General features: G+C 58.0%; 9 protein-coding genes and 2 pseudogenes. 1 reads left to right on the plus strand and 10 read right to left on the minus strand.

The features are described from left to right. Window positions 1-23 precede the first annotated feature (23 nt). Window positions 24-413 carry a hypothetical protein gene (locus BBOH_RS02500; RefSeq protein ID WP_033521158.1) on the plus strand — a complete coding sequence of 130 codons (390 nt, stop codon included), beginning with the start codon at window positions 24-26 and terminating at the stop codon, window positions 411-413. A gap of 81 nt (window positions 414-494) precedes the next feature. Here BBOH_RS02500 and BBOH_RS02505 read toward each other — a convergent pair whose 3' ends face one another. From BBOH_RS02505 to efp, 10 genes and pseudogenes are all read right to left on the minus strand, one after another. Further along, window positions 495-1820 (minus strand): class I SAM-dependent methyltransferase, encoded by a 1326-nt coding sequence (locus tag BBOH_RS02505; RefSeq protein ID WP_044098085.1) that lies wholly within the window; start codon window positions 1818-1820, stop codon window positions 495-497. A 210-nt stretch (window positions 1821-2030) separates the two neighbouring features. Continuing rightward, window positions 2031-3254 (minus strand): methionine adenosyltransferase, encoded by a 1224-nt coding sequence (metK, locus tag BBOH_RS02510; protein ID WP_179855842.1) that lies wholly within the window; start codon window positions 3252-3254, stop codon window positions 2031-2033. A 207-nt stretch (window positions 3255-3461) separates the two neighbouring features. Further along, window positions 3462-3752: a DNA-directed RNA polymerase subunit omega gene (gene rpoZ / locus BBOH_RS02515; protein WP_033521155.1), complete on the minus strand. Its 291-nt coding sequence runs from the start codon at window positions 3750-3752 to the stop codon at window positions 3462-3464. 170 nt (window positions 3753-3922) lie between these two features. Continuing rightward, window positions 3923-4528, minus strand: coding sequence for a hypothetical protein (locus tag BBOH_RS02520; protein WP_033521153.1), 606 nt, complete (start codon window positions 4526-4528; stop codon window positions 3923-3925). A gap of 639 nt (window positions 4529-5167) precedes the next feature. Beyond that, complete coding sequence (gene gmk / locus BBOH_RS02525; RefSeq protein WP_033521152.1) at window positions 5168-5794, minus strand: guanylate kinase; 627 nt, start codon at window positions 5792-5794, stop codon at window positions 5168-5170. A gap of 83 nt (window positions 5795-5877) precedes the next feature. Next, window positions 5878-6846, minus strand: coding sequence for an amidohydrolase family protein (locus BBOH_RS02530; protein ID WP_033521151.1), 969 nt, complete (start codon window positions 6844-6846; stop codon window positions 5878-5880). A gap of 63 nt (window positions 6847-6909) precedes the next feature. After that, a complete protein-coding gene (carB, locus tag BBOH_RS02535; protein ID WP_033521150.1) occupies window positions 6910-10281 on the minus strand; it encodes a carbamoyl-phosphate synthase large subunit in 3372 nt (1123 codons plus the stop codon). Window positions 10282-10412: 131 nt separating this feature from the next. After that, window positions 10413-11600 (minus strand): annotated as a pseudogene (gene carA, locus BBOH_RS02540) (glutamine-hydrolyzing carbamoyl-phosphate synthase small subunit); the annotation flags it as partial. 286 nt (window positions 11601-11886) lie between these two features. Next, window positions 11887-12462 (minus strand): annotated as a pseudogene (nusB, locus tag BBOH_RS09195) (transcription antitermination factor NusB); the annotation flags it as partial. Between the two features lie 184 nt (window positions 12463-12646). Further along, entirely contained in the window at window positions 12647-13213 is a 567-nt protein-coding gene (gene efp / locus BBOH_RS02550) for an elongation factor P (protein ID WP_033521149.1), read from the minus strand. Window positions 13214-13314 lie beyond the last annotated feature (101 nt).

Below are 13314 nucleotides of genomic sequence, written 5' to 3' on the forward strand. Positions count from 1 at the left end.
ATGCGGCGAGGGGAGGAATTCCCATGCAAAGTCATCCGACGGTATCGGAAGCCATCGAGCAAACGCCGGCTCCCAACAATCCGAATAGGAGATGGAAACGGATTTCATCGGGCTTCGTCACTCTATCTGATGACCTTAGCGACGTCGTCGATGCGGTCAAACCCACAAAACCGTGGAAACGAAGGCTGATATGCCTCGTTTCCATTCCTTTATTCATCATCTTGTTCCTGATTATCAACATCGCCATAAGCGCCGCTGATGACCAGCCGATTCTGGAATTACTCACGAACGAAACAATTTGGGGTCGCAGCATCTTCGGTGGCCTGAACTTGTTCATTGTTTTATGGCTTATCGGAATGACCAGGAAAAGAATCAGAAAACTGGAAAAGATCGATTTCAACCATATGGACTAATCACCGACAATGATAGTGGGGTGCGGAACCGTCGAGAAGGTTACGCACCCCACAATCCTTAGTTTTCTGACGCAGTAAACGTCATGCCTTCGGCGCCTCGACCTGCGTGGGCAGGACTTCCGAATCCTTGACCCACCACGGACGCAGCGGATAGTGGTCGGTCATCTTCGTATCGTCCGGACGCACACAGAGGAATTGGTGAATCTGGATGTTGTTGAGCTCGAAGTTCAGGGCGCAACCGGCCATATAGAGTCCCCACAGACGCGCCTTTGGCTCACCCATCAGTTCGACCGCCCGGTCCCAACCAGCAACCAGGTTCTTGTTCCAGTGGTGCAGGGTCAGCGCATAGTGCTGACGCAGGTTCTCCTGGTTGACGACCTCGAAGCCCGTGTCATGAATGACGGTCTCAATCTCACCCGGGGAGGCCAGCTGTCCGTCCGGGAAGATGTAACGGTCGATGAACTCGCCTGCGGACTTACCCGTCTTTGAATTGACTCGGGTGATCTGGTGGTTGAGCAAACGGCCGTTGGGCTTGAGCTTGTCAAAAATCTCCTGGAAGTAGGAGGGGTAGTGCTTGAAGCCGACATGTTCCATCATGCCCAGCGAGCAGATGCCGTCGAAGTCCCCCTCGGGTACGTCGCGGTAGTCCATCTGACGCACCTCGGCCAGATCTTCGAGACCTTCGCGCTTGATCCACTCCTGTGCCCACTTGACCTGCTCACCGGCCAGAGTGACGCCGAGCACCTTGATGCCACGCTGCGCGGCACGAATCTCCATCGAACCCCAGCCGCAGCCGATGTCAAGCAGCCTGTCACCGGGCTTGAGGTTGAGCTTGTCGAGCACAAGGTCGAGCTTGCGCCACTCGGCGTCCTCCAGCGAGTCCTCGGGCGTATCGAACACGGCGCACGTGTACGTCATCGACGAACCAAGGAACAGACGATAGAATTCGTTGGACTGGTCATAGTGGTAACTCACCGTGGCCGAATCACCGGCCTTCGAGTGCGGCATCAGTCCTTCGGCACGTCGACGCCAACGGCTCGGTCCCTCAATCGAGGGCGGTTCCGGGTGACGGATGCCGTGCGAATATACGGAAGAGAGGATACGCGCCAAATCAGCAGGATTAGGTCGTTTCAAATCGGGCTTCAAGGCCATCAGCTCCTTGAACACGACATACGGGTCGCCCGGAATCAATTCCGGCGAACTGATGTCCCCCTGCAAATAAGCCCGGGCCAGGCCGAGATCGTTCGGATGATCGACCATGTAGTACACAGCACGGGAATTGTTGACATGGATATGCAAAGGCGCATCCTTCGGACCGAGCGACGAACCATCAAACGCCTCAAAGTTGACCTTCCCGTTGTCGTTCAGGAACAATCCGATCATTTCCGCTACGGACATCGAGGCCATGCGGCACCCCCTTTTCAACAATGTGTAAACCTATAGCCACTCTATTGCCCAGAAACGACACAGACACCTTTCAGCGCGCCGCGAAACGATTTCAAGCGAAGCTGGAGAACCAAAACGAAAGGCCGCAACCGCACACAGCGGGCACGGCCTTTTACCATGCAACACCGGCGTTTCTTGCCACCCCGGCATCCTGGTTCACTTCAAAACCGGTCAGTCCGCGGCGACGGCCGCCTTGAGTTCATCGACCTTGTCGGTTCTTTCCCAAGTGAAGTCCGGGTCGGTGCGACCGAAGTGGCCGTAAGCCGCGGTCTTCCGGTAGATCGGGCGAAGCAGGTCAAGCTCGTCGATGATGGCGGCCGGACGCAGATCGAAGACCTTGCGTACCGCCGCTTGGATTCGTTCATCGCTTACGCCCTGGGTCGCCGTACCGAAGGTATTGACGTTGATGCTCACCGGATCGGCCACCCCGATGGCATATGCCACCTGAACCTCGACCTTGCGGGCAAGACCCGCCGCGACGATGTTCTTGGCGACCCAACGGGTGGCGTAGGCCGCGGAACGGTCCACCTTGCTCGGGTCCTTGCCGGAGAAGGCGCCGCCCCCATGATGGGCCGCGCCACCGTAGGTATCCACGATGATCTTACGACCGGTCAGTCCCGCATCCGCGGCCGGACCTCCGAGAACGAACGATCCGGTGGGGTTGACGAGCACACGATAATCGTCGTGACGCACCGCGTCGCCGCACACCTCATCAAGCACCGGCTCAATGACATGCTCACGCAACTGAGCCATAAGCCAGTCATGCGCGACCTGAGGATCATGCTGGGTGGAAACGAGCACCGTGTCCACACGCACAGGGCGATCATTGTCGTCGTATTCGATGGTCACCTGCGTTTTTCCGTCCGGTCGCAGGTGCGGCACGATCCCCTGCTTGCGAACCTCGGCAAGACGGAAGGAAAGCCGATGCGATAGATAAATCGGCAAAGGCATGAGCACATCGGTCTCGTCGGTGGCGTAACCGAACATGATGCCCTGGTCACCGGCGCCTTGCGCCTCATAGCGCTCTTCGCGGGAGACTTCGGTCTCTTCCTGCGGTTTCAGGCGAGAGACACCCTGATTGATTTCGGGGCTTTGCTCAGTCAGCGAGACGAGCACACCGCACGAATCAGCATCAAGACCGACTTCCGAGGATGTATAACCGATATCGCGAACCACCCGGCGCACGATGCCCTGAATGTCGGAATAACCGGCGCTGGTGGCCTCGCCGAACACAAGGAATTGCCCGATGGCCGCCGAAGTCTCCACGGCCACATGGGAATGGGGATCCTGGCGGAGCATATCGTCAAGGATAGCGTCCGAAATCTGGTCACAGACCTTGTCAGGGTGACCTTCGGTGACGGATTCCGATGAAATCAAGCGAGGTTCTTCAGTCACTGCGATACTTCTTTCTTCCATGCCAGAGCCGCCAGAAAGACGGCCGACGTGTATACATACATCAGACAACTGTACGCCCACGGCCTTATAAAAACCATCGACGGTTCATTTCACGAACGAATCCTCACCGCACTGGGCAATGCATACAACGAAAAACGCCCGGTCGTCATCATCCGGCCGGGCGTTTCGCGATACGTTATATGTGGTTTATTGGCGACCTTCGCTCAGGTCGTCCTCACCAAGAGTCTCCTCAAGAAGACCATCATTGATTTCGCGGAAGGCGATGGAAAGCGGTTTGTCGTTATTCTGGTACTCCACCAACGGTCCGACGTTCTGCAACAGTCCCTCGTTCAGCTGCGTGAAATAGGAGTTGATCTGACGGGCGCGCTTCGCCGCGAAAATCGACAAGGAATATTTGTTGTCCTCAGAATGCTCCATAAGCTGGTCAATCGTCGGATTCGCAAGACCGGTCGGTGTAGGCTCAGTGCCAAATGCCATATTATCGCTCCCCTTACAAGAATAAGCTGCTCAAAACCCTTATCATACTCAATCCCTCTGATATTTCACTCCATCAATTGCCACGAGGCGACCATACGGATGCGCACACAACCGGCCAGAGCGCGGCCTCATGTTGATACATCACGACAAAGGCGACACTCGCATCCACCTTATCGCTTGTCCCACTTGCGCAGATTCTTCAAAGGGACATACCCAGGCTCATCCGGTCCGAACAACGTCTCGTCGTCGCGGATGACATACGATACTTCGGTTTTCCCCTCCAAACCGGCCATACGGGCGGTGATGAAGGTCAGCACATGGTCGTCGCTCCAATTCGTGACACCGTCCGCGGCACCGTCCGACCCGGCCATGTCGCGAGATTTGACAACAGTGGAGGTCCTGACCCCCAGCGTCACACGGCCGTTCTCATGCTGGATATAACGTGGTTCGACGTCAATCCTTACGTCACGCATATTCGGCATGCCCCCATCGGTGTAGCCCGACTCGCAATCCGCGGCCACGTCCCGCTGCCGTTGGTCATATCGCGAGAGCACGGACTGATCGTTTTCAAGCGTCGCCTTGAGCAGCCTGACATACGCGTCCAAAGACGTCTGTATGTCGGAGTCAAGGGATATGGTGCGCTGTTCTTCCCGTATCTCATGCTCGGTCCGGAGATCTTCTACTTTGACGACACAAACCAGCATCAGGCACAACGCGACGATTACGGCCAGAACAATCCACCCCGCACGGGCAATCCTGTGATGCAGATTTTCCATGCCCCCCCCGAACTTCGCTCATTCCTCAATCGCACAGCAACATGACATCATTTCAACATGCGGCAGCCGCAAGGCAGATCATACGCCATTGGACTTGGATGGAAACATGCAATGCGTTCACATACTATCATGACAGGCCGCATGTTCGCCACGGCCCGAGTTCAAGTGAGAAGTGCGATATCCCCATGAAACGATGGGATTGCTTGTGTTCCGTAGCCCGTCAACCGACAGCCGGGAGCCGAAGCACGAGCCCTGGTTCGCGTCGAAGGGGGGAACGAGGCGAACCGGCCCCACCGACTGGTCGACGGCAGGCCGAGGATGACCGCCTACTTTGCGGACCCATACCCCGAGCCGACAGCGGTGCAGCAACGAGAACCGAAACAGGCAAATCCGCCGCCACCCGCCCAACCGCACCGACTTCCCCACCCCTCACCCAAGCGGAGGATCGACACCAACCGTGAACGGGCTCTTGAGGAGGAAACTGAGCGCCAAGCCGAACTCAAAAACCGGTCTTGCCGCCAAAACACTTCACGAGATTGGCCTAACCCTACGCGACATCGGCAAAACGCCCGGTATCTCGCACCAGAGGGTTCACCAACTCGCGAAGGCTTGATATTGATAACACGGTACACCGTTGAATCATTCTTTGATGCCGTATTCCTTGGCGATGACGTCCCATAGCTCGGCGGCGGCGCGGTCGACGGCGTCGTTGACGATCACGACATCGAATTCGGGTTCGGCGGCGAGCTCGACCTTCGCGGTTTCAAGGCGTTTCTTGCGTTGTTCCTCATTCTCCGTGCCACGACCCACCAAACGCCGCACCAGCTCGTCGTAGCTCGGCGGCGCGATGAAGACCGAGACGATTTCAAGGTTCAATTCGGCGGCACGCTGCTTCACACGGCGAGCACCCTGCAGATCAATCTCCAGAATCGTCGGAATGTTCTTGGCCAGATGATCGAGCACCGGCCGTAATGGCGTGCCGTAATGGGCCATACCGTGCACGACGGCGGTCTCGAGGAACCAGTCCTGCTTCTCTTGGGCGACGAATTCGTCCTCGTCCATGAACCAGTAGTTCTTGCCGTTGACCTCGCCCGGTCTCGGGGCGCGGGTGGTGGCGGAGACGGAAACCCAGACCTCGGGGTGGTCTTTGAGGAGCTTGGCCTCCACCGTTCCCTTACCTACCGCAGTAGGACCGGTCAAAACAATAAGGCGACCCCTGCCCTGCCGGTCGTCAACCTGCTTGCCCTTGTCGGTCTCGTTGTTCACAGTGCGCTCCCCTCGATTATCTCCTGATGGTTCCCAGTCTAACCAAGCCACTGAATCGATTCGCCTCCCCCGGTCGGAGACGCTCAGTCCAGACGAGCCGGGTCTTCGGTATCGACCGCGGCGGCCACATTCCGAGGTTTGAAGTAGATGCGTTCGGCATTGTTGTAGAACACATCCTCAAGCTCGGACTCGGTGAAGATGTCCGTGGCCTCAAGCCATGTGGCCAAGTCATGGTAGGAGTTGAACGTCGAAGACCAAGGAGAATCGGTGCCCCAGAAGATACGCTCGGGGCCAAGGATCCTCTTCGCCAAGGCCACGTCCTTCTGACAACGTGGAAACGGGAAGTCGCGCTCGCCTTCGATGTCTTGGATCGCCGAGATTTCCGTGGAGATATTCGGATACGGTTCCCATTGACGCAGGACGTTTTCGAGCCGGTCGAGGTGGTCGGCGTTGGGGAACGAGAGATGGCAGACCACGAAATCTAGCTGCGGGTAAAGCCGCGCCAGGTTGGCTATGGCCTCAGGCTGATAGCTTAGCTGGGAGCAGTCACCATAATCAACAGTGACCACGAAACCCGGATAATCGGCGACGTAATGGAAGAAGCGACCCAAACGGGAATCCATGTCGAGCCTAACCGGAATATGGTAACCGCCCAGCCCACCGCCTTGGCTGATCTCCATCTTAACCGCACGAAAGCCGAGATCCTCCACATGCCGACGTACAGCCGTGATCGATTCACCGACGAATGGGTCGAACGAAAAGGCGCCGATGAAGCGATCCGGATACCGTTTTACCGACCGATAGGTGTAGTAGTTCTGGAACCCATAGAGGCTGCCTTGCAATAGAACCGCCTTGTCGACACTGTTCTCATCCATCACCTTCAGAGCAGATTCAGCCAGAAAATCATCGTCCCCCCAACCGTCAGGAATGAGTTTGACGAACGTGCCGTTGTCCCAAACGGCCCTGCCGCCACCCAGCGGATTGAGCCGCCCCTTTCCGTTAAACCCGGAGAGCGAACGGACCAGATGCAGATGTGCGTCGATTTTCTTCATATTTTCATGACTCCTTCGACTGCCATTATCCCCCAGGTACCGACTGGAGTCACTCAACGGCGCCTATCCTCTCTCGGAGGCGAACAGTTGGGCCGAATGCTCCTGTATGCTCATGATCTGGTAGTCATTCGCCTTCACCGCCTCGATGGCCAGCAGCACCGCGAAGAACTCCGTGATGGTGGTGAACTGCGGTACGTCCGCGATCACGGCCGAAGCTCGAATCGTGTATCCGTCCGAACGCGAGCCACGCGTACTCGGGGTGTTCAGCACCATGTCGACCTCGCCCTGCTCAATCATCTCAACCGCGTTTCTGCCAATGTAGTCACTGCCATATTCGGCTTTGAGCATGCGCTCGTCCTCGTCAGTCGTCGAAATCTTACTGACGACCCTGCATTTGATGCCGTAGCGACGCAGAACGGAGGCGGTGCCTTCGGTCGCGCAGACGGTGAAACCGAGCTCCTTCAAACGTATCGCGATAAGTGGCAACTGGCGTTTGTCGGTATCCGCCACGGACAGAAACACGTTGCCGTGCGTCGGCAGCCCACCCTCGTAAGAGGCAAGCTGGGACTTGGCGAAGGCGTGCGGGAAGTCACGATCGAAGCCCATCACCTCGCCGGTCGAGTGCATCTCCGGTCCAAGCAGTGTGTCGACGGATTTGCCGCCTTCGGTGCGGAAGCGCTTGAACGGCAGCACGGATTCCTTGACCGCCACCTGCTGACCGGGGCGAATGGTGCCGCCATCGCCCTTGGGCAGGAGCAGACCACACCGACGCTGTTCCTCGATAGTCTCCCCGACCATGATGCGCGCAGCCGCCTTCGCGAGCGCCACACCGGTCGCCTTGGACGCGAACGGGATGGTACGTGAGGCGCGTGGATTCGCTTCAATGACGTAGAGCGTATTGGCCATGTACGCGAACTGAACGTTCATCACGCCGCGCACACCGCAACCTTCGGCAATGGCCAAAGTCGCTTCGCGCAGACGCTTGATCTGGTCATCGGACAGCGTTGAAGGCGGCAACGTGCAGGCCGCATCACCTGAATGCACGCCAGCCTCTTCCACGTGCTCCATAATGCCACCGATATAGAGTTCGTTACCGTCGTAGAGGGCGTCGACGTCGATCTCAATGGCGTCTTGCAGGAACTTGTCGATAAGAAGCGGCGATGGCAGGCGGCCTGAGACCACCGTGTCGGCCTTGGCCTGGTCAAGAGCGCGATTGACGTATTTCTCGAGTTGGGCATCATCGTAGACGATCTCCATGCCACGCCCTCCAAGCACATAGCTCGGTCGCACCAGCACCGGATAGCCAATCGAGCGCGCAGCCTCGAGAGCCTGTTCCATGCTCAGGGCCGTGCCATATCGCGGTGCGTTCAGCTTCTCCTTACGGAGCACCTCACCGAACAGCTCTCGGTTTTCGGCCAGATCTATGGACTCCGGGCTAGTGCCCAGAATCGGCACGCCCGCGGTCTTGAGGCGGGCGGCCAATGAAAGCGGGGTCTGCCCACCGAGCTGCACAATCACGCCCTTGACGGCCCCTAGCTTCTTCTCGGCCTCATAGATCTCCATCACGTCCTCGAAGGTCAGCGGCTCGAAGTACAGCCTGTCTGACATGTCATAGTCGGTGGAGACCGTCTCGGGGTTGCAGTTGACCATGATCGTATCATAGTCCTTGCCCAGCTCCTGCACGGCATGCACACAGGTGTAGTCGAACTCAATGCCCTGCCCGATGCGGTTCGGTCCGGAACCTAGGATGATCACGGCCTCACGGTCACGCGGTTTGAGCTCGGATTCATCGGCGTAACACGAGTAATAATACGGCGTGACGGCATCGAATTCGGCCGCGCATGTGTCCACTGTTTTGTAGACGGGACGCAACCCATAACTGTGCCTTAATTCACGAATCGTGTTCTCGCCTTCGTCGCCAAGGTGACGTAGATGTGCGATCTGTAGGTCGGACAGACCGGCCAATTTTGCTTTTTTCAGTAGCTTGGGCCCAAGGATTTCAGTGAACCGCACCTCCATGGCCGTCTGGTTGATCAGGACGAACTGCTCGATGAACCAAGGGTCGATCTTGGTGGCTTGGAAAATCTGCTGAAGGGTGGCCCCACCCCATATGGCGCGCTGAATCTGCAGATACCGCAGTTCGGTCGGCGTGTGCATGTCTTCGAGCAGTCGGCTCACCTCTTGCCTGTCGGGACGCCTGCCATCCCAGGAAAAGCCCATGTGCCTCTTGTCGATGGAACGCATCGCCTTGCCTAGGGACTCCTGGAAGTTGCCGCCGAGCGCCATCGCCTCACCCACCGACTTCATCGAGGTCGTCAAGGTTGGGTCGGCGCCGGGGAATTTTTCGAAGGTGAAGCGCGGCACCTTCGTGACCACGTAATCGATGGTCGGTTCGAAACTGGCCGGGGTGGACTGGGTGATGTCGTTCTGGATTTCGTCAAGGGTGTATCCCAAGGCAAGTTTGGTGGCGATCTTGGCGATCGGGAAACCGGTGGCCTTAGAGGCCAAGGCCGAGGAACGCGACACGCGCGGGTTCATCTCAATGACCACGATCCGGCCGTTGTCGGGGTTGACCGCGAACTGAATGTTGCAGCCACCGGTATCCACTCCGACACCGCGGATGATGGCTATGCCGATATCACGCATACGTTGATATTCCCGGTCCGTCAGAGTGAAGGTCGGAGCCACGGTAATCGAGTCGCCGGTGTGCACCCCGACCGGGTCGACGTTCTCAATCGGGCAGACGACCACGACGTTGTCGTTACGGTCACGCATCAGCTCAAGCTCGTACTCCTTCCATCCTTCGATCCCCTCTTCGATCAGCACTTCGTTGGTCGGAGAATAATGGATGCCGGCTCCCGCGATGCGATGGAGTTCCTCTTCGTCGTGCGCGATGCCGGAACCCAGGCCGCCCATGGTGAAGCTGGGACGGACGACCACCGGATAGCCAAGCTTGGCGACGATCGCATCGACCTCTTCCAGGGTGTGCGCCACATCCGAACGGGCTGATTCCGCCCCGGCGGCCTCAACGACCTTTTTGAACTGCTCACGGTCCTCACCGCGGTCAATGGCCGCCAAATCGGCGCCAATCAATTCCACATGGTATCTGTCGAGAACACCGGCCGCACCAAGCTCCTCAGCCGCGTTGAGGGCGGTCTGCCCACCAAGCGTAGGCAGCAACGCATCCGGGTGTTCCTTGGCGATGATCCGTTCCAGGATGGAGGTTTCAATCGGTTCGATATAGGTCGCGTCGGCCATTTCCGGATCGGTCATGATGGTGGCCGGATTGGAGTTGACCAGGATGACCCGGATGCCCTCCTCCCGCAACACGCGGCAGGCCTGGGTGCCCGAGTAGTCGAATTCCGCGGCCTGGCCTATGACGATGGGGCCGGAGCCGATGACCATGACGGAATGAATGTCCTGACGTTTAGGCATTACTTGTTCTCCTTGTCGAATTCCGGGGCGGACGGGGTTGCTGCTTCGGTTGTGGCGAGATTCCTCCACGGCGAGGCCGATGAGGGAGCGACGAGGACCGTCGAAACAGGCCGACCGGCCTTATGAGCGGCCATCAGCGACACAAACCGGTCGAAGAGGTATGCCGCATCATGCGGCCCGGCTGCGGCTTCAGGGTGATACTGCACCGAGAATGCCGGGATGTCGAGGCATTGCAGTCCCTCGACGACATTGTCGTTCAAATCAATGTGCGAGACGAAAACCTTTCCGTACTTCCCCCCACCGTACGGCGCCTCCGTGGGGAAGCCGACCGGCGCGTCCACGGCGAACCCGTGGTTGTGCGCGGTGATCTGCACCTTGCCTGTGGTCATGTCCTTGACCGGCTGGTTAACGCCATGATGCCCGAATTTGAGCTTGTACGTGTCGAAGCCGAGCGCGCGTCCGAACAATTGATTCCCGAAGCAGATACCAAAGAACGGGTACCCCGCTTCGAGGACCTTACGCAGCAAATCGACCTCCGCAGGTGCCTCCTGCGGGTCTCCGGGGCCATTAGAGAAGAACACGCCATCGGGGTTCAGCTCCTGAATCCGTTCAAACGAAACGCTCGATGGCACAACATGCACCCGACATCCGCGCTCGGCCAACCGGTGCGGGGTCATGCCCTTGATACCAAGATCCACGGCCGCGACGGTATACAAAGGTTCCTTGCCCTCGTATCGACCACAGGGCTCGACGGTGTATGCCTCGTCAGTGCTCACTTCGTCGTAGAGCCGCGACCCCTCCATCTGCGGCACGGCACGCACCTGGGCAAACAGTGACTCCAACGGAAGCAGTGTCCCGGTCCGGGCGTCCACAAGCGCACTTCCGGAAAAGATGCCGGCACGCATCACTCCCCCACTGCGCAGGTGGCGCACCAGCTTGCGCGTGTCAATGCCACCGATGCCGACGATGCCATCGTTTTGCAGATCCTCGTCAAGGCTGCCCGTAGCCCGCCAGTTGCTCACGTTCGGACTGGCATCGCGCACCACATAGCCGGCCACCCACACACGGCCGGACTCCGGATCATCTCGGTTGACGCCGGTGTTGCCGATATGAGGGAACGTCTGAACGACGATCTGCCTGTCATAGCTTGGATCGGTGATGGTTTCCTGATAACCGGTCATGCCCGTAGTGAAGACGATCTCACCGAAGGTGCTGCCTTGAGCCCCGTATGGCTCTCCAACGTAGAGCTCCCCGTCTTCCAGCAGCAGTACCGCATCCTCTGCTGCAAAACGTTCAGGTGCGGTTTGGTATTCAGTCATCGCGTGTTCCCTTCTGCCAAGCATGTGAGCCTGATAAAAAATAACCGGGCCGGAATTGAAATTCGCGGCCCGGCCACCGAACCGCGGTCGAAACGTATTAACTGAACGATGAAACGCCTGTCACCGAATCATCGCCAATCGATTCATCGGAAGCCCCATCATCAATGATTGAATTATTTGGAATCGAGCGATCCTCGGTTCCCGTGGGTTCAATCGGAACATCACCGGTCTGCCCGACCACAGGATCGAAAACCAATTGTCCATCCGAAGTCTTTTCCTCGGCATCCACGTCACCCCCTTCGGCGGCATTGACGTCCTCAGCACCATCGCCTTGCCCGGAAACACCACCGGATTTGAGGAACCCCGGCGCAGTAGGCGAATTCTTACGGCGTTCCTCGGTCGCGCGTCGCTCTTCGCGCAGTCGAGCCTGCTCCCTTGCCTCTGCAATCTGAGTCAGAACGTCATTCCTCTTTGTCGAAACAGTGCTCAGAAGACCATGCACGAACGAAGGGGCGTCGTCGTCGGAATAGTCCTTTGCAAGGCTGAGAGCCTCGTCAATGGCCACCTTATCGGGAACCTCATCGTTGAAGAGAACCTCCCAAACGGCGATGCGCAGGATGTTCCGGTCAATCACGGCCATGCGCCGCACCGACCACTTGGTCGAATACTCGTCAAGAGCGTGGTCAATACCATGCAATTCGTCCGCAACGCCACGAACCATCTCGATGGCATAGTCAGGCAAAGGCGTCTCGGCTCCGGGATGCGCGATGCGTTCAGTGAGCAGCGACGAGATATCCTGACCTTTCTCATCCGCCTCATACAGTGTGTTGAGCGCCCGCTTGCGTGCCGTAGACCTTGCCATTTACCCCAATGCCTCTCGGATTTGTTCCGGACGCCTCAGCCATTCATGACCGTTCGCGTCCGAGACAGATATCATCATTTTCTTTCCAAGCCGCGAGTCAACAGGACGAATCGCGGCACATGCCCAGTACCCGACATCGAGACGATCGTCAGAACATTCGGGCGCAGGGCATTTCGAGTAGGTGTCAGCCGTTCTCGCGGCCGAGGTACGAACCGTCACGGGTATCTACCTTGACCTTCTCGCCTTCGCCGACGAACAGCGGCACCTGAATCTCGGCACCGGTCTCGACGGTGGCCGGCTTGGTGCCGGCGTTGGAACGGTTGCCTTGCACCCCGGGCTCGGTGTGAGTGATGGTCAGAATGACGCTGGCCGGAAGCTCCACGCTCAGCGGAGTGCCGTCGTGGAAGCTGACGATGCAGTCCGTGCCCTCAAGCAGGTACTTGGCCTGCTCGCCAACCAGATCCTTGGGGATGTTGGTCTGCTCGTAGGTGGTCATGTCCATGAAGACGAAGCTGTCGCCGTCCTCATAGGAGTACTGAAGGTTGCGGTTGTCGACGGTCTCGAAGTCCATCTTCATGCCAGCGTTGAACGTGCGGTCCACGATCTTGCCGGAAAGCACGTTCTTGATGGTGGTGCGCACGAAGGCCGGCCCCTTGCCGGGCTTGACGTGCTGGAACTTCGTTACGGTCCACAGCTGTCCGTCAAGGTTCAGTACCGACCCGTTCTTGATGTCATTGCTTGTCTGTGCCACGTTTCGTCACCTTAGTCTGTCTCATAAGCGCGTATTCCAACGCTGCTACATTCATAAAACGCCTTCGTCATTATGCCAGTGGGTAGGTACAGACACGGTTA

Origin of the sequence: Bifidobacterium bohemicum DSM 22767, assembly GCF_000741525.1 — a bacterium.
GTDB lineage: Bacteria > Actinomycetota > Actinomycetes > Actinomycetales > Bifidobacteriaceae > Bifidobacterium > Bifidobacterium bohemicum.